The sequence below is a fragment of the Dyella sp. 2YAF14 genome, from assembly GCF_052114725.1.
Taxonomy (GTDB): domain Bacteria; phylum Pseudomonadota; class Gammaproteobacteria; order Xanthomonadales; family Rhodanobacteraceae; genus Dyella.
Map to the genome: position 1 here is coordinate 65,828 of NZ_JBFRFH010000008.1, position 22,081 is coordinate 87,908.

The window sequence follows — 22,081 nt, forward strand, 5'->3', positions numbered from 1 at the left end:
GTGACGAAAGTGTGATCGGACGTGTTTATTCGGGTCCGGCTTCATACTTTCGTCTAAGAGAAATGTGACGATTTGCATCCGCCAAAAACGCTTTTCAGGGCAACGGAAATTCGCAAGAAATCCGACCCCTCGGACCGGAGAACTGTGCTACCTTTTTGAGCAGGCGACAGCTTCATTGCCGTCGTCGCCACGGAGTTTTCGAGCCACGTCGACGCCCTGGATTGGGCGGTTGGTCCAGCCAGATTTCCGGGAGCGCTACGCGATGCCAATGACTCGCCGCGAGTTCATCAAGTTCACAGGCTTGGGGCTGGCAGCATCCAGTCTCGGCGTGTTGGGCTTTGGCGAATCGGGGGTGGCGCAAGCCGCCGCCGTTCGACCTTTCAAGCTTGCCCACGCCACTGAAACACGCAACACCTGCACGTATTGTTCAGTGGCCTGCGGCATCATCATCTACAGCATGGGTGATCGCGCCAAGAACGCGCTGTCCAACATCATCCACATCGAGGGTGATCCGGATCATCCGGTCAATCGCGGCACCTTGTGCCCGAAGGGTTCGGCGCTGCTCGACATTGTGCATGCACCCACGCGACTGAAAGAGCCGCGTTACCGTGCGCCCGGCGGCACCGAGTTCAAGACCGTGTCCTGGGATTTCGCGCTGGACCGCATCGCGCGTCTGATGAAGGACGATCGCGACAAGAACTTCATCGCGAAGAACGCCAAGGGCGACACCGTCAACCGCTGGACCAGCGTGGGCATGCTGGCGGCGTCGGCGTCGTCCAGCGAAACCTCCTACCTGACCTGGAAGGTGGTTCGCTCGCTCGGCATGGTGGTGTTCGACAACCAGGCGCGTGTCTGACACGGACCGACGGTGGCCAGTCTGGCCCCATCATTCGGTCGCGGTGCAATGACCAACACCTGGCAGGACATCAAGAACGCCAATGTCGTTATCGTCATGGGTGGCAACGCTGCCGAGGCGCATCCGTGCGGCTTCAAATGGGTGATCGAGGCGAAGATCGAGAACGGCGCCAAGCTCGTCGTGGTCGATCCGCGCTTCACGCGCACGGCCTCGGTGGCCGATTACTACGCGCCGATACGCCCGGGCACCGATATCGCCTTCCTCAATGGCGTGATTCGTTACCTGCTGGAGCACGACAAGATCCAGCATGAGTATGTGCGCTCGTATACCAATGCCAGCCTGATCGTGAAGGACGGTTTCGATTTCCAGGATGGCCTGTTTACCGGCTACAACGAGGAAACGTGTACCTACGACAAGTCGACCTGGGACTACGACCTGGACAAGGACGGCTTTGCCCGCGCCGACGACACCTGGCAAGACCCACGTTGCGTGATCAACCTGCTCAAGCATCACGTGTCCCGCTACACGCCGGAGATGGTCTCGCGTATTACCGGCACGCCGCAGGACAAGTACCTGCATATCTGCGAGTTGATCGCCAGCACCTGCGCGCCCGACAAGGCCATGACCAGCCTGTTTGCACTGGGTTGGACGCAGCACTCGGTGGGTGCGCAGAACATCCGCAACATGGCGATGATCCAGCTGCTGCTGGGCAATATCGGCGTGGCCGGTGGCGGCATGAATGCCTTGCGCGGGCATTCGAACATCCAGGGTTTGACCGACGTCGGCCTGCTGTCCAATCAGATGCCGGGCTATATGAACCTGCCCACCGACAAGGAAACCGACTTCGACATCTACATGTCGACCCGTCAGTTCAAGCCTTTGCGCCCGGGACAGATCAGCTACTACCAAAACACCCGCAAGCTGTTCGTGAGCTTCATGAAGGCGTTCTACGGCGACGCCGCCACGCAGGAAAACAACTGGGCGTTCGATTGGCTGCCCAAGCTCGACATCCCGCTGTACGACATCATCAAGGCGTTCGAGATGATGAACAACGGCCAGATGACGGGCTACATCTGCCAGGGCTTCAACCCGCTGCAGGCCTTCCCGGATCGCGGCAAGATCCGCCGCGGCCTGAGCAAGCTGAAGTTCCTGGTGACGATGGATCCGCTGGATACGGAAACCTCGCGTTTCTGGCAGGACTTCGGTCCGCAGAACCCGGCCAATTCGGCCGAGATCCAGACCGAAGTATTCCAGCTGCCGGTCACCTGCTTCGCCGAAGAAAACGGCTCCCTGGTCAATTCGGCGCGCTGGCTGCAGTGGCACTGGAAAGCGGCGGAAGGTCCGGGCGATTCGATGTCCGATATCTGGATCATGAGCGGCATCTATCACCGGCTGCGCGAGCTGTATCGCAAGGAAGGCGGCGCCTTCCCCGATCCGCTGCTCAACCTCACCTGGAAATACACCGATCCGCTGAGTCCCGACCCGGAAGAGCTGGCGAAGGAAATGAATGGTCGCGCCCTGGCCGATCTCACCGATGCGACCACCGGTGCAGTGACCAAGGCCGGCACCTTGCTCGATGGCTTTGGGCAATTGCGCGATGACGGCAGTACGTCGTCCGGCTGCTGGATCTTCTCCGGCTCGTTCACCGAGAAGGGCAACCAGATGGCGCGGCGCGACGCCACCGATCCACGCGAGCAAGGCATCGCGCCGAACTGGGCGTGGGCGTGGCCGGCGAACCGGCGCATCTTGTACAACCGTGCCAGTGCCGATCCCGCAGGCAAACCATGGAACCCGGCCAAGCCGGTCATTTCGTGGAACGGCATACGCTGGGTGGGCATCGACGTGCCCGATTACACGCCCACCCTGGCACCGTCGGCAGGCGCAAGTCCTTTCATCATGAACGACGAAGGCCTGGGTCGGCTGTTCGCCCGCAAGCTGATGGCGGAGGGGCCGTTCCCCGAGCACTACGAGCCGCTGGAATCGCCGGTGGCGAACCCGCTGCATCCCAAGGTGCAGAACAACCCGGCAGCCCGCGTGTTCGCCGATGACCGCGCTGCGTTTGGCAGTCCAAAGAACTTTCCCTATGTGGCTACCACGTATCGCCTCACCGAGCACTTCCACTTCTGGACCAAACACGCACTGATCAACGCGATCCTCCAGCCGGAGGAATTCATCGAGATCGGCGAGGTGCTGGCCAAGGAGAAGGGCATCGAGCAGGGCGGTTGGGTGAAGGTGTCGTCCAAGCGCGGCGAAGTGATTTGCAAGGCCTATGTCACCAAGCGCATCAAGCCGATGACCGTGGATGGCAAGCCGACCCATGTGATCGGGGTGCCCTTGCATTGGGGCTTCACCGGCCAGGCCAGGAAGGGCTACGGGGCCAACACGCTGACGCCGTCCGTGGGCGACGCCAATACGCAGACGCCGGAGTTCAAGGCGTTCCTGGTCAACATTGAAAAGACCACGGCGCCAGTCGCCGCCTGAGGAAGCCGTCATGTCCGATCTGCAATCGCAAGATTACATCCGGCGTTCCGCCTCCACGATGACGCCGCCCATGGCGCGCAGCACCGAGGAGCAGGTGGCCAAGCTCATCGATGTGACCCGCTGCATCGGCTGCAAGGCCTGCCAGTCGGCGTGCATGGAGTGGAACAACCTTCGCCAGGAAATTGGCCACTTCGAAGGCTCTTATCAGAATCCCAATGATCTGAGCCCCGATGTGTGGACGCTGATGAAGTTTGCCGAATACGAAAACGAGCAGGGCAATCTGGAATGGCTGATCCGCAAGGACGGCTGCATGCACTGCGAAGATCCCGGCTGCCTCAAGGCGTGTCCGGCGCCGGGGGCGATCGTGCAATACGCCAACGGCATCGTCGATTTCATCAGCGACAAATGCATCGGCTGCGGCTACTGCGTGAAGGGTTGCCCGTTCGATATTCCGCGCATCAGCAAGAAGGACCACAAGTCCTACAAGTGCACGCTGTGTTCGGATCGCGTCGCCGTGGGCCTGGAGCCGGCGTGCGTCAAGGCATGTCCCACTGGCGCCATCATGTTCGGCACCAAGACCGACATGGCGCACTGGGCGGGCGAGCGCATCGTCGACCTGAAATCGCGCGGTTTCGAAAAGGCTGGCTTGTACGACCCGCCGGAAGTGGGCGGCACCCACGTGATGTACGTGCTGCATCACGCCGACAAGCCCTCGCTGTATTCGGGCCTGCCCGACAACCCGCGCATCAGCGCTGCGGTGGAAGCATGGAAGGGCATTGCCAAGCCGCTGGCGATGGTGGGCATCGCGCTGGCTGCCGTGGTGGGCTTCTTCCATTACATCGTGAAGGGTCCCAACGAAGTGACTGAAGAGGACGAGGTGCAGGGCGAGCGCGTGCTGGAGGATGCCGCGGAGAAGACGCCATGAACCGGCCCAGGACCGTCATTGTTCGCTACACCACCTCCCAGCGGGTCAACCACTTGATCAATGCCATCTGCTTTACCTTGATGGTGCTGTCGGGCCTGTCGATGTTTCACCCGATCATGTTCTGGCTGTCCAATCTGTTTGGCGGCGGCCAGTGGACGCGCGCGATCCATCCCTGGATAGGCTGCGTGCTGATGGCGAGCTATATCGGGATGATCGCGCAGTTCTGGCGTGCGAACCTCTGGCGCCAGGAAGATACTGCGTGGATGAAGTCGGTGCCCGCGGTGATCGAGGACGATGAGGAACACATACCCGCGGTTGGCCACAACAATGCCGGCCAGAAACTGGTGTTCTGGTCGATGACCCTGCTGATCCCCACCTTGTTCATCACCGGCTTGACGATCTGGGAAGTGTATTTCGGCGAAGCCACCTCCATTCCGGTGCAGCGCGCCGCCGTGCTGATCCACAGCACCGCAGCCTTCCTTGCCATCATCATCTGGATCGTCCACGTGTATGCCGGCATCTGGGTGCGTCACTCGGTGCGTGCGATGACCCAAGGTTATGTGACGCCGGGCTGGGCCTGGCGCCATCACCGCAAATGGCTGTGGGAGCTGGCGTCCGGCCAGAACGGCAAGAACAGCATCAGGAAGCGTCCATGAAGCAGGCTGGCGCACCGCCCGAGGGCAAATGGACCGGCCCGCAGCACGCCGGCGTCCGTTCGCCCGATCCGATCGTGCTGGCCGATCCGGGCAAGCGCTTTGCAGCCACGGCAAAGCGCTTGGAGCAGCTGGCAGACGGGCATCCGATGGAGGCTTGGTTGCAGTTCATGTCGATGCTCTCGCGAGCGCAGCACGAAGTGGCAACCACGTTGACGCCTGCAGCGGAACTCAGTGAGGCGTGGGTAGCGCAGGCAGTGGAAGCGCGCCTGCCGCCGCTGGCCGCCGACGGCCATCGTCGTGACGCGTCATGGCGTGCTGGCCTCGCGCTGCTGCTCGAACGCATCGATCGCGTTGGCCTGCCACCGGCGGCCGTGCATGCGATGGAGCAACTGCAGCGCAGCGATGCCGCCGCGCTGGACGAACTGGCCGACCACTTCCTGCGTGGCGAACTGGAGGCTGCCGAAGTGGGCGCGGTGGTGTTCGTTGCCGCGGCGCTGCAAGTGTATTTCACCTGTTCGGCAGCGCGTCTGCGGGCCGACGATCTGCGCCTGCTCGAAGAACGCTCGCTCTGCCCATGCTGCGGCTCGCCTTCGGTATCGGGCGTGATCACGGCGACCGGCGTGACGCCCGGCACGCGCTATCTGTCGTGCTCGATGTGCTCCGCCGCGTGGAACCACATGCGTGCGGTGTGCATCACCTGCGGCGGTACACGCAAGCTGTTCCTGCAAGGCATCGAAGATGACCCGGGCATCGTCAAGGCCGAAACCTGCGCCGAATGCCACACCTACGCCAAGGTCCTCTATCAGCTGAAGGACACCAAGGTCGATCCGTATGCGGACGATCTGGCCTCGCTCGGCCTGGACATCCTGGTCACCGAAGCGGGTTTTGCCCGCCACGCGCCCAACCCGCTGCTGCTGGTGGGCGATGGCGAAGCGGTGGCCGACTAGCCACCGCCATCGCGTGCCTCAGTGCAGACCCAGCCCTGACGCCAGCGCGCCACCCAGGATGCCGAAGCCGACCACGGCCGCTGCCAGCGCCAGCAGCAGGCGCAGATTGAAAGATCGGCCAACCATCACCAGCGAGGGCAGGCTGACCGGCGGCAAGGTCATCATCAAGGCCGCCGCAGGCCCGGCGCCGATGCCAAGGGCCAGCATGGCCTGCACGATCGGCACTTCACCCGCGGTGGGAATCACGAACAGCATGCCGGCCACGGCCAGCGCCGCGATCCAGAACCACTGGTTGCCGATCTCCGGACCGATATGCGGGAACATCCAGGCGCGCGCCGCGCCCAGCAGCAACACGATCACCACGTATTCGGGAATCAGTCGCACCGTCATCCTCAGGAAGATGCGCGCCCAGCGCTTCAGCGTTTCGCCCCATGACACGGGTTCGGACTCCAGCGGCTGCGCCGGGATCGGCACGTCCGCGCCCGGTGTCGACATCCGGTTGGCCAGATAGCCCAGCCCGAACACCATCGGCACGCTGAGCAGCAGGCGCAGCCCGGTCCAGTACCAGCCGAGGACGAAGCCGGTGAAGATCAGCGTCGCCGGATTCAACATCGTGTTGCCCAGCCAGAAAGCGACCGCCGCACCGGGCGTCGCCCGATGTGCGCGCAGGCCCACCACCACCGGCGAGGCGCAGCAGGTGCACATCATTCCCGGCACCGCGAGGAGCCCGCCGGCCAGCACACTGCCGAAACCGTAGCGACCAAGCACGCGCTCCACCCAGCGTACCGGCAGCAAGGCCTGGACGCCCGAGCCCAGCAACAAGCCGAGCACCATCGCCTGCCAGATGGCCTTGCCATAAGCGACGGCATAGCCGAGTGCGGCGCTCCAGGACGGCGCTGGTGCGCTGGCCTGGTCGCCCATCAGGATCGAGTGGCCGATCGAATGCTGGGATGCGGCGACAAAGGCGCGTCCGTAATACGGATGCCACTTCACGTAGAACAAGCCGGCAACCACCAGCAACAGGAACACGAACCAGCGGACATGACGCGCTGTTTGAATTGCAGCAGACATGGACATCCCCACGAACAGTCGTGACATCACGGCCCTGACAGGGCACGCCATTGCCACCTCTGCCACAGGCCGGACGCACTGTGCAGGGGCAAGCCCATCGCGGCTGCGGTGCAGTCGCGCGAGAGAGCATGCTACGGCATTTGGCCAATGTCACCCTAGCGAAGGCCATAGCCACGGTCGTTCGTGAATCCGATGTGCAGGCAGGCGTGGTGACGAAGCGCCTTGACCGGCTTGAACGCGCCCAGCAGCATAGGGCCAACATTAGCCATCATCGGTCGGCACGCAAGCGTGCCCGCCGATGTCACTGGATACGCGCCATGGCGGAACCCGATGTCGTCTCGCTGCGCCAACTTCCGGCGGTTGCCACGGTGCTGGCAACGGCTGAAGCGATGCTGTTGCTGGAACGACACGGGCGCGTGGCGACCACCGACGCCATCCGCCGCATGATCGACGACGCGCGTGCCGCCTTGCGCGCCGCTCCCGGCACTGCACCCGGCGCCGACGAACTCGCCCAGCGTGCCGGCGCGTGGCTGGATGCACGCACGCCGGGCCTGCGCCCCTTGTTCAACCTTACCGGCACCGTGCTGCACACCAATCTCGGTCGCGCGCTGCTGGCCGAGGCGGCGATCGATGCGGCGGTGGAGGCGATGCGTCATCCCGTATCGCTCGAATTTGACCTGGACGAAGGCGGGCGCGGCGACCGCGACGATCATCTGCGCTCCCTGCTGTGCAGCCTGACCGGCGCCGAAGACGCCACCGTGGTGAACAACAACGCCGCCGCCGTGCTGCTCTGCCTCAACACCTTTGCGCTCGGCCGTGACGCCGTGGTTTCGCGAGGCGAGCTGATCGAGATCGGCGGCGCCTTCCGCATGCCCGACATCATGGCTCGCGCAGGCGCGCACATGGTGGAAGTGGGAACCACCAACCGCACCCATGCTGCCGACTATCGCAGCGTGCTCAGCCCACGCACGGGCATCGTGCTCAAGGTGCACACCTCCAATTACCGCATCCAGGGCTTTACCGCCGAAGTGGGCGCCGCCGAGCTGGCGGCCATCGCCGATGCCGCCGGTGTGCCGCTGCTGAACGACCTGGGCTCCGGCAGCCTGGTGGATCTGTCGCACTACGGGCTGGCCAAGGAACCGACCGTGCGCGAGGCGGTGGGCGAGGGCGCGCGGCTGGTCACCTTCTCCGGCGACAAATTGCTGGGCGGTCCGCAGGCCGGCTTCATCGTCGGCGATCGTGCGCTGATCGAACAAATCAACCGCAATCCGCTCAAGCGCGCGCTGCGCGTGGACAAGCTTCGCCTCGCTGCGATCGAGGCCACGCTCAAGCTCTATCACGATCCGGATCGCCTGGCCGAACGGCTGCCGACGTTGCGTTTTCTTGCACGCCAGCAGTCCGATATCCAGGCGCAGGCGCAACGATTGCTCCCCGCCGTAGCAGAGCGTCTCGGCGACGCTTTTGCCGTGGATGTCGACGACTGCCTCAGCCAGGTCGGTTCCGGCGCCTTGCCGCTGGATACGCTGACCAGCGCTGCCCTGGTGATACGCGCGCGTGGCAGCCAGAGCGCGTTGGAGCGCTTGACCGCGGCGCTGCGTGCGCTGCCGCGTCCCATCATCGGCCGGGTCGCCGTGGGCGCATTGCGACTGGACCTGCGTTGCCTGGACGAACAGGACGAGAACGCATTCCTCGAGGCGCTCGCCCAGCTCCCAGCCGCCGCCACGCACGCTCCATGATCGTAGGCACGGCGGGCCACATCGATCACGGCAAGACGGCGCTGGTGCGCGCCCTGACCGGTGTCGAGGGCGATCGCCTGAAGGAAGAGCAGCGCCGCGGCATCACCATCGACCTGGGATTCGCGTTTCTTCCGCTGGACGACAGCAGCATCCTCGGCTTCATCGACGTGCCGGGCCACGAACGTTTCGTGCACACCATGGTGGCGGGTGCGAGCGGCATCGATATCGCGCTGCTGGTGGTGGCAGCCGACGATGGCGTGATGCCGCAGACCCTCGAACACCTGGCCATCCTCGATCTGTTGCAGGTCGAGCGTGGCCTGGTTGCGCTGACCAAGGTCGATCGCGTAACGCCCGGACGCCTTGCCGAGGTGAGTGCACAGATCCATGAGGCGATGGCAGGGACGGTACTGGAAGGCGCCGAGGTATGGCCGGTTTCTTCGATCACGGGTGAGGGTGTCGATGCACTGCGCGATCGACTCGTCGCCGAGGCGCGTGCCCTGGGCGAGCGCGCCAGCGACGGCCGTTTTCGCCTGGCGGTCGACCGCGTTTTCACCTTGCCCGGCATCGGACTGGTGGTGACGGGCACCGTCTTGTCGGGCGTGGTTCGTGTCAAAGACCAGGTGTTGCTCAGCCCCACGGGGCTTGCCGCACGCGTGCGCTCGGTGCACGCGCAGAACCGCGACGTGGAGTGCGGGCGTGCAGGCGACCGGTGCGCGCTCAACCTGGTCGGCGAGGACATCGCCAAGGACACGATCCATCGCGGCGACATGGTGGTCGATCCTTTCCTGCACGCGCCCACCGATCGCATCGATGCGCGCCTGCAGCTCTTGCCTGGCGAACCCCGGCCGATCGGCCAATGGTTTCCGGCACGGCTGCATCACGCCGCGGTGGAAGTGGGCGCACGCATCGTCCTGCTCGAAGGGCAGCAGCTCTTGCCTGGCCAGATGGCCGACGTGCAACTGGTGTTGAGCCGTCCGATTGCCGCGGCAGCGTTTGATCGCTTCGTGCTGCGTGACGTGTCCGCCCAGCGCACCATGGGTGGCGGACAGTTTTTCGATCTGCGCGCACCATCGCGGCAACGGCGAACGGCAGCGCGTGAAGCGCAGCGTGAAGCGCAAGCGATCAGCGATCCTCGGCAAGCCTTGGCCAGCCTGCTGGAGGCGCCGCCGTTCGCCTGGGATCTGCTGGCTTTCGCGCGGGATCGCGCACTCTCCGATGCCGTGATGGAAGGCGTCGTAGCGGCGCTGGCGCCGATCATCTTCCAGGCAGACGACGAACGCATTGCGATCAGCCAGGCACATTGGCCGACCTTTGTCGCCAATCTGATCGAGCGACTGGAAGCGTTTCACGCCAACAACCCGGATGTCCAAGGCATGGGCCGGGAAAAGCTGCGGCTGGCCGTGCAACCGAAATTGCCGCCGTCGGCATTTGCGCTGGCCTTGCAACACGCCGACCTCGCGGGACGCGTGGTCCGTGACGGTGCGTTTGTGCGCCTGGCCAGCCACTCCCTGCAGATGAATCCGGCCAGCGAGGCGATGTGGCAACGCGTGGCGCCGCTTTTGGGCGGCGGCGAGCGCTTTCGTCCGCCGCGCGTTCGCGACATTGCCGGCGTGCTGTCGCGCCCCGAGCAGGAGATTCGGCAGCTGATGCATTTGGCGGCGCGCATGGGCCTGGCCGACGAAGTGGCGCATGACCACTTCTTCCTGCGCGCGACCATGCACGAGATGGTCATGATCGCGGCGGATATTTCTGCGCAATCCAGTGACGGGCGGTTCACCGCGGCGCAGTTTCGCGATCGCCTGGACAATGGTCGTAAAGTCGCCATCCAGATACTAGAATTTCTCGACCGGCAGGGCGTCACGCTCAATCGCGGTAGCATGCGCAGGATGCAGGCGCGCTCCCTCGACTTGTACGGACCCGCCTCGTCGTGATCGCGCGATTAAGGAAGAGCATCGTCTCCGGTGGGGCGTCCGGACTTCAAATCCGGGTGAGGCAGATAAGACTGTCTCGGGTGGGTTCGACTCCCATGCTCTTCCGCCATCTCTGGCGGTTGTCTTATACGACGTCGATGCCCGGCGTTCCGTCACTCAGCGTGCCGATGATGCTCGCGCAGGGATAGCCGGCCGCCTCGATCTGCGACCGAATCGCTTCGGCCCGCTCGGGCTTGCACGCCACCAGCAGGCCGCCCGAGGTTTGCGGATCGGTCAGCAAGGCGCGGCGCCATGCCGGCAAATCCGCGGGCAGGGTGACGCCGTCGCTGTAGCTGTTCCAGTTGCGGTTGGAAGCGCCGGTGACGTAACCCGCTTCGGCCAGGGCCTGTGCCTGCCGGAAGAACGGAATGCGCGCCTGTTCCAGGCGTATGCGCAGGCCACTGCCCCGCGCCATTTCCAGGCCGTGTCCCAGCAGACCGAAGCCGGTGACGTCGGTGATCGCATGCACGTCTTCGTCCTTGCCCAGTTCGCAACCGATGCGGTTGAGCAAAGTGGTGGATACCAGCATCTCGGTGTACGCGTCGGCGGGCAGCGCCTGCTTCTTGAAGGCTGCCGAATAGATGCCGACACCGATGCCCTTGGTCAGGATCAGTGCGTCGCCGGCGCGTGCAGTGGAGTTGCGCCGCACGTTGCGCGCCGCCGACAAACCGACCACGGCAAGTCCGTAGATCGGCTCGGCAGAATCAATCGAGTGGCCGCCCGCCACCGGAATACCGGCCTGCGTGCAAACCGCTTCGCCGCCAGCAAGAATCGCACGCACGGTGTCCACATCGAGCTTGTTCAGCGGCATGCCCAGGATGGCCAGCGCCATGATCGGCTTGCCGCCCATGGCATACACATCCGATAGCGCATTGGTGGCGGCGATGCGCCCGAAGTCATAAGGATCATCGACCACCGGCATAAAGAAATCGGTGGTGGCGATGACGCAGGTACTTTCATCCACCTGCCACACGGCCGCATCGTCGCTGTTTTCCGTGCCCACCAGCAGATGCGCATACGGCATCGTCGCGGGCTTGTTGGCAAGCAACTCCTGCAGCACCGATGGTGCGAGCTTGCAGCCACAGCCACCGCCGTGGGCCAGATCAGTCAAGCGAACGGAGGTCATACACGCTCCTCCCGATGGCAGGTCGGCCAGGGTCCGCGCAGCATAGCGAAAAGCGGCTGGTCGTGACGTGCCTTCGGGTGGAGAGGTGTTTGTCAGGTGCGTATCAGCGCCGTTCGCATGTCTCCGGCGTTTCGTTCACGTGCAGTCTGATCTAGGCCGCGGCTGCCGCGCCCGAAAGAAACGCGCCATTGAACTCGGTCACGAAGGCCATTTCGCCCGGGCCAGGATTGGCGCGCAGCGCTTGAGCACGTTCCACCAGGATTTCGTCGGCATCGGTGGCCAGCGCAGCCATGGTTTGTTCGATGAAGGGCTTGAGCGGCATCGCACGCGGCTCTTCGCTGCTGTTGAGCAGGTCGGTCTGCACCCAGGGCGGGGCGATTTCGAGCACGCGCACATCATCGTTGCTCAACATGAATCGCTGCGACATCGCGTAGGAGTGCATGGCGGCCTTGCTTGCCGAGTACACAGCGGCGGGCGCCAGCGGTACGAAGCCGAGGACCGAGGTGACATACGCGATCACGGCGTTCTTGCGGGTCTTGAGGTGCTCGACGAAAGCCGAGGTCAGGCGCATGGGGCCAAGCAGATTGGTGGTCACCGTATCGAGCATCTGCTTGTCGTCCAGCGGGCGGGATGCGTCGTCGATATCCATGATCCCCGCGTTGTTGATGACAACGTTGATGTCGGGAAATCGTTCGATGGCTTCGGCGGCGGCGCTGCGGATGCTCTCCACGTCGCTCACATCCATGACCAGCGATTGCATGCCTGGATTGGCTTGCGTCACCGCATCAAGCAGCGCTTTGCGGCGGCTGGCGATGATCACTTTATTGCCCGATCGATGGAGGGCTTCGGCCAGTCCGCGGCCGATGCCGGAGGCGCCGCCGGTGATGAAGATGGTGTTGCCGGTGAGTTTCATGAGCGTACTCCTCGAAGGAAATCAGGAAGGGAAGCGTTCGCCGAACATCGGCAAACCGCTTTTGGATTCGGCCTGGGTGGCTTCGTCTTGCAGCACGTCCCAGTGTTCGGCCAGCTTGCCGTTCTCGATGCGCACGACATCGGCGGCAATCCACGCAGCCGGACGACCGTGCCCGGAGAAGCGCCCGTGCACGATGACGTAGTCGCCCTCGGCCAGGATCAACCCGTGTTCGTAGCGCAGCGTGTCGGGAATGCTGCGGATCAGATTGAACAGGCCGTCACGGCCGGGCTCGATATGCGCGCTGTGCTGGATGTATTGATCGGACCAGTAGTGTTTGGCCGCTTCGTAGTCGCGCTGGTTGAACAGCGTGTCGAAGGCCTCAAGCACCAGGGCTTTGTTTTGTTCGGCGGAGGTCGTGGACATGGTCGTTTCCTCTGGAAGTCTGGCGGCTCAGTTGACCGGACGGCTGGAGATCACAATGGTGATCACCATTGACGTAGAGTAGACTGGCACCGGGTTGGACCATTGTCAATGGTGATCACCATTGTTTTTTGAGATAATGGTCTTGTTGGGCCTTGGCCAGGAGTAGCGACATGGGTGTTACAAAGCAGCAAGCCATTGAAAATAAACGATCTATCGTCGCCGCAGCGGAAAAGCTGTTCCGCGAGCGGGGAGTGGCTGCCGTGGGCCTGTCGGAGCTGACCAAGGCCGCCGGATTTACCCAGGGGGGCTTCTACAACCACTTCAAGTCGAAGGATGCCCTGGTCGCGGCGGTGATGGAGAAGGCCATGGAGGAGGGAGCGGAGCGGCTGCTGGCTGGCATTCAAGCGTCCAAAGACGACGCGGCCGATCCGATGAAGCGCCACGTCGATTGGTATCTGTCCGAGGAACACCGGGCCGATGTCGAGGCCGGTTGTCCGCTGACCGGATTCGCCGGCGATGTGCGGCGCCTCAGCAAGGAAGCGCGGCAGTCCTATGCGCAGGGACTGACCTGGAATATCGACCAGCTGGCGAGTGTGCTGAAAGGCGAGGATGCGCAGGAGCGCAGGAGCAAGGCCATCGCATTGTTCAGTCAGATGGTCGGTTCACTCGTGCTTTCGCGTGCGGTGGTCGAGGCCGATCCCGAACTGGCCGATGAAGTACTCAAGGATGGTCGACAGCAACTGCTGCAGGCATTGGATGGCTAAATGAAACACGCTCCCGACCCAGCGCAGTCGCTGTGTCAACGGGATGTTCGACCTTGGGCTTGTTTGCTCAGTGAACGGGAAACCAGAGCACGAAACGTGTGATGCCCTGTGGCTGGCTGTCTACCGTGACCCGGCCGCCATGAAGTTCGATGATACTTTTCACGATGGACAGGCCAAGTCCCGTGGAGTTGGCCGAGTCGCTGCGGGAACGATCCACCCGGTAGAAGCGGTCGAACAGCTTGTCCAGGTGCTCCGCTGAGATGCCTGCGCCGGGATTCTCCACCGCGACTGTCACCGCTTCATCTGTCCGGCTGGCCAGGAGTATGATGATCTGTTCCGGCGGGGTATAGCGAAGAGCGTTGGATAAGAGATTGCCCACGGCCCGGCGAAATAGTTCGCGGTCTGCGCTGATCGTGGCGGAACCCTGGATCTCGATGCCGACTCTTGCATCCAAAGCAATGCCTTCGAAGTAATCGGCGATACGCTGCAGCTCCTCGCGTACGTCGAGGGTCGAACGCTGCAGCGCAAATTGGGGGTTATCCGCGCGCGCCAGAAACAACACACTTTCGATAGTCCGGCTTACGCGGTCGCATTCCTCGATATTGGAACCGAGCAAGGCCTGGTACTCCGCGCTCGTGCGCAGACGCGTGAGCGCTACCTCATTGGTGCCGCGCAGGTTGCCCACTGGCGTGCGAAGGTCGTGCGCGAGGTCGACCGTAAACTGCCAGACCCGCGCGAATCCGCCTTCGAGGCGATCGAGCATCTCGTTCAAGGCATGGGCGAGGGCGTGCAACTCCGTCGGCGCATTGCCGGCCGACAGGCGCGTATGGAGGTTCTGTGCATGGATGGTGGCCGCGTCGGCAGCCATGGATCGCAAGGGCCGAAGGGCGCGGCGCACCAGCAGATAGCTGAGCACCATCGCTGCGATCATGCCCGCCAACAGGCGCAGCGCCATGTCTCGCCGGTATCTTCGAAGCAACACTGCGCGGTCGGCAAACGAGCGCGCCACCATGATGGTCACGTGTGCACCGTCCCGCATCTGGCCCACCACGGCCACGCCGCGTATGGGCAAATCATGATCGCCATGCCATGTGTTCAGCATGCTGGCGACGATACGCTGACCGGTGGGCACGACGCCCTGGGGGGCGAGCGGAAGGTTTGTCGGATTGTGGTCAACGATGACATGCCCGGCATCATCGACCATGCGCAAGGCGTTGTTGTCATCACCGAGGACGCTGACCACCATGCGATCCTGATGGGTCTTCAGGTCCTCCATGGAGTCCAGCTCGGCCACGAGCCGTCGAAGATGGCGGGCTGAAAGCACAATGTTGGTCTCGTCCTGCTCCAGGATGCGCTGTTCCGCCGCCCGGTAGAGCAGCCATCCCACCAGGATGAAACACGCCGCTGTGATCACCGTGAAGGTGACGGTCAGCCGCGTGGCGAGGGAGAGGCGACGCATCAGTCGTCCCCGCGTTCGTCATCGAGCACATAACCCATGCCGCGCACGGTGTGGATGAGCTTGGTGTCGTGACCGTCATCGATCTTCACGCGCAATCGGCGTATGGCGACCTCGACCACGTTGGTATCGCTGTCGAAATTCATGTCCCACACATAGGAGGCGATCTGCGTGCGGCTCAGCACTTCACCGCGCCGTCTCGCCAGTAACTGCAGCAACGAGAACTCCTTGGGCGTCAGGTCGATGCGCTGGCCGCTGCGCCGCACGCGTCGTCGCACGGCATCGATTTCCAGGTCGCCGATATGGACGTGTTCAATATCGCGCGGCGGTCCCCGCCGGAGCAGGGTGCGGATGCGCGCCAGCAGCTCCACGAAGGCAAAGGGCTTGACCAGATAGTCGTCGCCGCCAAGCTCAAGCCCGCGCACGCGCTCTTCGAGTTCGTCGATCGCGGTCAGCAGCAGGACCGGGGTGTCCTTCTTGGTGCGCAGGCGGCGCAACACCTCCCATCCGTCCATGCCCGGAAGCATGACGTCGAGAACCACCAGGTCGTAGTCCTCTTCGAGCGCATGGTGCAGGCCATCGATGCCGTTGGCCACCACGTCAACGGTGAAGCCGGATTCTTCGAGTCCCTTCTTCAGGTACTCGCCGGCTTTCTTCTCATCCTCGATAACCAGCAGGCGCATGGGGAGTCTCGCGTGGTGCCTGGGCCGATCATACGCGGGGCGTCCGGGAGGCGTGATTACAGATTTGTCAGGAAGCGGTCAGGGGCATGCAAGCGCCCTGAATCTAGCCTTCAGCCTGACCTGACCTGTCCAAGACGGAGCCTGCTATGTGGATCGTCCAACTGGCGCTGCGGCGACCCTATACCTTCATCGTGCTGGCCCTGCTGCTGGCCATCATTGGCCCGCTCATGGTGTTGCGGACGCCGACCGATATCTTTCCCAACATCAATATTCCGGTGTTGAGCATCGTGTGGTCGTTCAACGGCTTTTCGGCCGATGACATGACCAACCGCATCACCACGCCCTATGAGCGCGCCCTGACCTCCGATGTGGACAACATCGAGCACGTGGAGTCGCAGACGGTCAACGGCACCGCGGTGATCAAGGTGTACTTCCACGAAGGCGCGGACATCAACCGCGCGATTGCCGAGGCGTCGGCCAATGCGCAGTCGATTCTTCGCGTGCTCCCGCCGGGTACCTTGCCACCCCTGGTGATCTCGTACAACGCCTCCACGGTGCCGATCCTGCAGCTTGCATTGTCCAGTCATACCCTGCCGGAGCAGCAGCTGTATGACCTTGGCAATAACTTCATCCGTACCCAGCTGGCGACAGTGCAGGGCGCCGCCATTCCGCTGCCGTTCGGCGGCAAGGTGCGGCAGATCATGGTCGACATCGATCCCAAGGCCTTGCAGGCGCACAGCCTGTCGCCGCTGGACGTGGTCAACGCGGTGAACGCGCAAAACCTGATCCTGCCCGGCGGCACCGCCAAGATCGGCGAGCTCGAATACAACGTGAACCTCAACGGCAGCCCGACCTCGGTCGATGCATTGAACATGCTGCCGGTGAGGGCGACGGACGGTGGCGTGACCTATCTGCGCGACGTGGCGACGGTGCGCGACGGCTTTGCGCCGCAGACCAATATCGTGCGCGTCGACGGTACGCGCTCTGCCTTGCTGCAGGTGGAGAAATCAGGCGACGCATCGACGCTGGACATCATTGCCTCCGTCAAGGGCATGCTGCCGAAGATTGCCGCGGGTCTTCCCAAGGCGCTCGATATCAAGCCGGTGTCCGATCAGTCGGTCTTCGTGAGTTCGGCCGTGGCGGGCGTGGTTCGCGAGGGCCTCATCGCCGCTGGTCTGACGGCCATGATGATCCTGCTGTTTCTTGGCAGCTGGCGGTCCACGCTCATTATCGCCATCACCATTCCGTTGTCGGTGATGACCTCGCTTATTGCGCTTTCCGTGCTCGGGCAGACCATCAACATCATGACCCTGGGTGGCCTGGCGCTGGCGGTGGGCATCCTGGTCGACGATGCCACCGTGGCCATCGAGGCCATCAGCCACCACCGGGATATGGGCAAGTCGCTGCATGACGCGATCATCGATGCCTCGGCGCAGATCGCCTTGCCGACGCTGGTATCGACCTTGTCGATCTGCATCGTGTTCCTGCCGATGTTCCTGCTGTCCGGTGTGGCGCGCTATCTGTTCGTGCCGCTGGCCGAAGCGGTGGTGTTCGCGATGCTGGCGTCGTATTTCTTCTCGCGCGCTCTGATCCCTACGCTGGCTATGTACATGCTGCGCAACGATCGCGTGGCCGATGGTGCAGGGCAGGGGCGCGCCGGCGCGCTGCGTCGGTTCCAGCAGCGCTTCGAGCGTGGCTTCGAGCGCTTTCACGGGCGGTATCAGGGCGCCTTGCAGACACTGCTTGCCCACCCACGCGGGCTGGCGGTGATATTCGCCCTGGTGTGCGGCGGTTCGCTGCTGCTGGTGCCCTTCCTCGGCCGTGATTTCTTCCCGACCTCGGATACGGGCGAAATCCGCCTCCATCTGCGCGCTCACACCGGTACGCGCATCGAGCAGACCGCACGGCTTGTCGATCTGGTGGAGCAGCGCATCCGCGTGGTCATCCCGCCGCGCGAGCTGGGCAGCGTGCTCGACAACATCGGGCTGCCGGTCAGCGGCATCAACATGACCTATGATTCCTCGTTGCCCGTGGGCTCTGCGGATGCCGACGTCCTGATCTCCCTCAAGCCCGACCACCGGCCCACGGAGGAGTACGTCAGCGCGCTGCGCGATCATCTCAATCACGATTTCCCCGGCGTGACGTTCTCGTTCCTGCCGGCGGACATCATCAGCCAGACACTGGACTTCGGTTTGCCGTCGCCGATCGACGTGCAGGTGGTGGGCAACGACAAGGAGGGCAATCGCAAGGTCGCCGAAGAACTGCTGGCCCAGCTTCGCCACGTGGATGGCCTGGTCGATCCACGCATCCAGCAGCCGAACGATGCGCCATCCATCAATGTCGATGTGGATCGCGTCAAGGCGCTTGAAGCAGGCTTCCAGCAGCGCACGATCGCCCAGAACCTGCTCATTGCCTTGTCAGGCAGCGCGCAGACCACGCCCAACTTTTGGTTGAACCCCAAGAACGGGGTGAGTTATCCGCTGACCACGGAAGCGCCGCAGTACACCATCGATTCGCTGCAGGCGCTGGGCAATATTCCGTTGACCGCAGGCAGCGTCAAGCAAGTGGCGCCGCCGATCCTGGGCTCCCTGAGCACGCTCAGCCGCACGTCGCAGGACGCCGTGGTATCGCACTACAACGTGCAGCCCGTGATTGACATCTTCGCTGGCGTGCAGGGACGCGACCTGGGTGCGGTGGCGGGCGATATCGATCGCCTGGTTGCAGCGGCAAAGGCGCATCTGCCGGCGGGCTCAAGCATCGCGGTGCGCGGCGAAGTGCAGACCATGCAGTCCTCGTTCAAGGGCCTGATGCTCGGGCTCGCCTTTGCAGTACTGCTGGTGTACGCGCTGATGGTGGTGAACTTCCAGTCATGGACCGATCCGCTGATCATCATCAGCGGGCTGCCGGGCGCACTGGCCGGCATGGCGTGGATGCTGTTTGTCACCCGTACGACCATCAGCGTGCCCGCACTTACCGGCGCCATCATGTGTATCGGCATCGCCACGGCGAACAGCATCCTGGTGGTCAGCTTTGCGCGCGATCGGCTCCAGCAAGGCGCGACGGCACTGCAAGCCGCCTTTGATGCCGGCAGCACCCGCTTCCGTCCGGTGCTGATGACGGCACTGGCCATGCTCATCGGCATGCTGCCGATGGCGCTGGGCCTGGGCGATGGCGGTGAGCAGAACGCGCCCCTGGGCCGCGCGGTCATCGGCGGCCTGATGTTCGGCACCGTGGCCACGCTGGTCTTCGTCCCGGTGGTGTTCGCCGCCGTGCACGCGTGGCTCGGCCGCCGCCAACATGTCTTGCCCGCACTTCCTTCCCCGCTTCCGACGCCCTGATGGGAGAGTCACCATGAACGCGCTTATTCCAGTTCCGACATCGTCACGTTCGCGCCTTCCCGCCATTCTGCCGGTGGCTGCCATCTGCCTGGCGCTGGCTGCCGGTGGATTGCCGAGGCTGTCTGCACACGCGGCGGTGGTGCGCCAGACAGCGGCGCTCAGCACGCCGACGGTGGCCGTGGTTGCCCCGGACCATGCACCGCTCCAGCAGTCACTCGTGTTGCCAGGCGACGTGGAGGCGTTCCAGGAGGCCAGCATCTATGCGCGCACCAGCGGCTACCTGGGACGGTGGCTGACCGATATCGGCACGCATGTTCACAGCGGACAGCTGCTGGCCGAAATCCAATCGCCGGAAGTTGATGCGCAGCTCGCGCAGGCTCGTGCAGACGCGGCGACCGCCTCAGCCAACTATCAGATCGCCAAGGTCACCGCCTCGCGCTGGGAGAGCATGCTCAAGAGCAATGCGGTATCCGAGCAATCCAGCCAGGAGAACGTGAGCACGATGAAGGCGAAGCAAGCCATGTTCGCAGCCGCACAAGCGAACGTGGACCGACTTCAGCAGCTGCAATCGTTCGAGAAGGTCTACGCTCCCTTCGATGGCGTCGTCACCGTGCGCAATATCGATGTCGGCGCCTTGATCGATGCCGGCAACGGTGGCACGCCGGCTGCGCTCTTCAAACTGGCCGAAACGGACAAGCTGCGCATCTTCGTCAACGTGCCGCAGGACAATGCCGCGGATGTGGCCATCGGTGCCCGTGCGACGCTGACCTTGCCGCAGTATCCGGGCCGGACCTTTGTGGGAAGCGTGGCACGCACGGCTGGCGCGATCGATCCATCCAGCCGCACGCTGCGCGTGGAAGTGGATATGGATAACGCCGATGGCGCCGTTCCCCCGGGCGCCTATGCCCAGGTAAGTCTCGCCCTTGCAGCACCCAAGGCCATGCTTTCGTTGCCGGCCAATACGTTGCTGTTTCGTCCATCGGGCGTGCAGGTGGCGACGGTCGACGGCAAGGGGCAAGTGCGCTTGATGACGGTCACCCTGGGCCGGGATTTCGGCACGCGCGTTGAGATTCTCACGGGCCTGAGTGGCAACGAGCGTGTGATCGTCAACCCGGGCGATGCCGTCAGCAACGGGCAACCGGTGAGCATCAACACGCACCCCGCAGATGCAACCTGAGCGACGGAGGCATAGCCATGCGTAACCCAACTATTTCGCGCGTCGCCAGCACGCTGGCTGTTGCTGTCGGCCTGGGCTTGTCGGTGGGCTGCACGCCGGGGCCGGCCTATGTGCGGCCGCCGATCAGCGTGCCGGATCACTTCAAGGAGGCGGCGCCCGTTGCAACCGAGGCACAGCGTGCCGCACCAGGCTGGGTTGCCGCGCAGCCGAACGACACGGTGCGCCGCGGCGACTGGTGGACCTTGTTCCATGACCAGACACTCGACCAGCTCGAAGCACGTGTCGATGCAGGCAATCAGTCCATCGCCAAGAGCATCGCCAATCTGCAGGCCGCGAAGGCGCAGGAAAAGGAGGCACGTGCCGCGTACTACCCGACCATCACGGCCGGTGTCGCCGCCGACCGCAACCACACCTCGCAGAACGTCGTCGGGCGTTCATTGGCCGGCAAAACCGTGTCGGATTACCAGGCCGGACTGGATGTCTCGTGGGAGCCGGATCTGTTCGATCGCATCGGTCACCAGGTCGACGCTGCCAAGGCGCGCTACCAGGCCGACGAGGCGGATCTCGCCTCCGTTCGACTGGCCATGCATGCGGAACTGGCCATCGATTATGTGGACCTGCGCAGCGTGGATGCGGAGACGGCCTTGCTGCAGCAGACCGTTGCCGACTTTACGCAGGCGCGCGATCTCGTGCAGGTACGTTTCACTGGCGGCATTGCATCGGATTCGGATCTTGCCGAAGCAGAGACCCAGTTGCAGGTCGCCAGTGCGCAACTGGTGGACCTGGGCGAGAGTCGCGCGCGTTTTGAACATGCCATCGCCACGTTGGTCGGCGTGGCACCGGCGGAGTTGTCCATTGCCGCATCCACCAGCGCGATCGCCATGCCGGTGGTTCCTCCGGGCCTGCCTTCGACCTTGCTGCAGCGACGCCCTGACATTGCCGCAGCCGAGCGTAGGGTGGCTGCCGCCAATGCCGATGTCGGCGAAGCAACCTCAGCGTTCTTTCCCGACTTGCTGCTGTCTGCGTCGGGTGGTGTCGAGGCTTCGCGATTCACCCAGCTGGCGACGCTGCCCAGCCGCTTCTGGGCGATTGGCCCAGCGCTGGTCGGCACCTTGTTCGATGGCGGCCGCCGCAAGCAGGCGCTGCACCAGGCCGAGGCCCAGGAAGACGGTGCCGCGGCCGACTATCGACAGACGGTGCTCTCGGCCTTCCAGGACGTAGAAGACAACCTGGCGTCCGTGCATGTATTGAACGAAGAAGCGGGCACGCAGCAACGCGCAGTCGACGCTTCCGGCCGCGCCGAACAGCTGGCCCTCACTCGTTACAAGGCGGGAGCCACCGACTACCTGGAAGTGGTCGCCACGCAAAGCGTGAGCCTTGCGCAGCGGCGTGCCTACGTCGAGTTGTCCCGGCGTCAGCTGGAGTCCGATGTCCGCTTGATCAAGGCCGTTGGTGGCGACTGGAGTGTCGACACGCTCACCAGGGTCTCTGGTACGGATGTTCAGCAGAGTAAGCAAGCGGCACCGTGAAACTGGCGAGCGATACCACCTGTCGCGAGG

Annotated in this window: 16 protein-coding genes and 1 tRNA gene; 11 read left to right on the forward strand and 6 right to left on the reverse strand. The window is 63.7% G+C overall.

What is annotated here, in order from left to right; genetic code table 11:
* Window positions 1-262: 262 nt before the first annotated feature.
* Genes fdnG through fdhE form a run of 4 tightly spaced genes read left to right on the forward strand, consistent with a single transcriptional unit; the run spans window position 263 to window position 5,865 of the window.
* Window positions 263-3,337 carry a formate dehydrogenase-N subunit alpha gene (fdnG, locus tag AB4Y82_RS13205; RefSeq protein ID WP_441611379.1) on the forward strand — a complete coding sequence of 1,025 codons (3,075 nt, stop codon included), beginning with the start codon at window positions 263-265 and terminating at the stop codon, window positions 3,335-3,337.
* 10 nt (window positions 3,338-3,347) lie between these two features.
* Window positions 3,348-4,262: a formate dehydrogenase subunit beta gene (gene fdxH, locus AB4Y82_RS13210; protein ID WP_441603631.1), complete on the forward strand. Its 915-nt coding sequence runs from the start codon at window positions 3,348-3,350 to the stop codon at window positions 4,260-4,262.
* Window positions 4,259-4,918, forward strand: a complete 660-nt coding sequence (locus AB4Y82_RS13215) for a formate dehydrogenase subunit gamma (RefSeq protein WP_441603632.1) — start codon at window positions 4,259-4,261, stop codon at window positions 4,916-4,918. Before fdxH ends, AB4Y82_RS13215 begins: the two co-directional genes overlap by 4 nt.
* Entirely contained in the window at window positions 4,915-5,865 is a 951-nt protein-coding gene (gene fdhE, locus AB4Y82_RS13220; protein ID WP_441603633.1) for a formate dehydrogenase accessory protein FdhE, read from the forward strand. Before AB4Y82_RS13215 ends, fdhE begins: the two co-directional genes overlap by 4 nt.
* A gap of 18 nt (window positions 5,866-5,883) precedes the next feature.
* Here fdhE and AB4Y82_RS13225 read toward each other — a convergent pair whose 3' ends face one another.
* On the reverse strand, window positions 5,884-6,936 hold the full coding sequence (locus tag AB4Y82_RS13225) for a permease (protein WP_441603634.1): 1,053 nt from the start codon (window positions 6,934-6,936) through the stop codon (window positions 5,884-5,886).
* Between the two features lie 317 nt (window positions 6,937-7,253).
* Here AB4Y82_RS13225 and selA point away from each other — a divergent pair, with 317 nt between their 5' ends.
* The 3 genes from selA to AB4Y82_RS13240 all read left to right on the forward strand — a co-directional run bounded on the left by selA (window position 7,254) and on the right by AB4Y82_RS13240 (window position 10,712).
* Window positions 7,254-8,672, forward strand: a complete 1,419-nt coding sequence (gene selA, locus AB4Y82_RS13230; RefSeq protein ID WP_441603635.1) for an L-seryl-tRNA(Sec) selenium transferase — start codon at window positions 7,254-7,256, stop codon at window positions 8,670-8,672.
* Window positions 8,669-10,603, forward strand: coding sequence for a selenocysteine-specific translation elongation factor (gene selB, locus AB4Y82_RS13235; protein WP_441603636.1), 1,935 nt, complete (start codon window positions 8,669-8,671; stop codon window positions 10,601-10,603). The genes selA and selB overlap by 4 nt, the downstream gene beginning before the upstream one ends.
* 12 nt (window positions 10,604-10,615) lie before the next feature.
* Window positions 10,616-10,712, forward strand: a tRNA-Sec gene (locus AB4Y82_RS13240).
* A gap of 15 nt (window positions 10,713-10,727) precedes the next feature.
* Here AB4Y82_RS13240 and selD read toward each other — a convergent pair.
* The 3 genes from selD to AB4Y82_RS13255 form a co-directional block, all read right to left on the reverse strand.
* Window positions 10,728-11,768 (reverse strand): selenide, water dikinase SelD, encoded by a 1,041-nt coding sequence (selD, locus tag AB4Y82_RS13245; RefSeq protein ID WP_441603637.1) that lies wholly within the window; start codon window positions 11,766-11,768, stop codon window positions 10,728-10,730.
* Window positions 11,769-11,919: 151 nt separating this feature from the next.
* Entirely contained in the window at window positions 11,920-12,681 is a 762-nt protein-coding gene (locus AB4Y82_RS13250; protein ID WP_441603638.1) for an SDR family oxidoreductase, read from the reverse strand.
* Between the two features lie 21 nt (window positions 12,682-12,702).
* A complete protein-coding gene (locus tag AB4Y82_RS13255) occupies window positions 12,703-13,104 on the reverse strand; it encodes a nuclear transport factor 2 family protein (RefSeq protein ID WP_441603639.1) in 402 nt (133 codons plus the stop codon).
* Between the two features lie 152 nt (window positions 13,105-13,256).
* Here AB4Y82_RS13255 and AB4Y82_RS13260 point away from each other — a divergent pair, with 152 nt between their 5' ends.
* Entirely contained in the window at window positions 13,257-13,868 is a 612-nt protein-coding gene (locus tag AB4Y82_RS13260; protein ID WP_441603640.1) for a TetR/AcrR family transcriptional regulator, read from the forward strand.
* A 67-nt stretch (window positions 13,869-13,935) separates the two neighbouring features.
* Here the strand turns inward: AB4Y82_RS13260 and AB4Y82_RS13265 are convergent, their stop codons facing one another.
* Both AB4Y82_RS13265 and AB4Y82_RS13270 read right to left on the reverse strand, forming a co-directional pair.
* Entirely contained in the window at window positions 13,936-15,327 is a 1,392-nt protein-coding gene (locus tag AB4Y82_RS13265; protein ID WP_441611381.1) for a heavy metal sensor histidine kinase, read from the reverse strand.
* On the reverse strand, window positions 15,327-16,007 hold the full coding sequence (locus tag AB4Y82_RS13270) for a heavy metal response regulator transcription factor (RefSeq protein WP_441603642.1): 681 nt from the start codon (window positions 16,005-16,007) through the stop codon (window positions 15,327-15,329). The genes AB4Y82_RS13265 and AB4Y82_RS13270 overlap by 1 nt, the downstream gene beginning before the upstream one ends.
* 146 nt (window positions 16,008-16,153) lie before the next feature.
* Here AB4Y82_RS13270 and AB4Y82_RS13275 point away from each other — a divergent pair, with 146 nt between their 5' ends.
* From AB4Y82_RS13275 to AB4Y82_RS13285, 3 genes are read left to right on the forward strand one after another with little or no spacing between them, the layout of a single operon-like run.
* Window positions 16,154-19,345, forward strand: coding sequence for an efflux RND transporter permease subunit (locus tag AB4Y82_RS13275; RefSeq protein ID WP_441603643.1), 3,192 nt, complete (start codon window positions 16,154-16,156; stop codon window positions 19,343-19,345).
* Between the two features lie 13 nt (window positions 19,346-19,358).
* A complete protein-coding gene (locus AB4Y82_RS13280; protein WP_441603644.1) occupies window positions 19,359-20,522 on the forward strand; it encodes an efflux RND transporter periplasmic adaptor subunit in 1,164 nt (387 codons plus the stop codon).
* Window positions 20,523-20,539: 17 nt separating this feature from the next.
* Complete coding sequence (locus AB4Y82_RS13285) at window positions 20,540-22,051, forward strand: efflux transporter outer membrane subunit (protein ID WP_441603645.1); 1,512 nt, start codon at window positions 20,540-20,542, stop codon at window positions 22,049-22,051.
* Window positions 22,052-22,081: the final 30 nt, after the last annotated feature.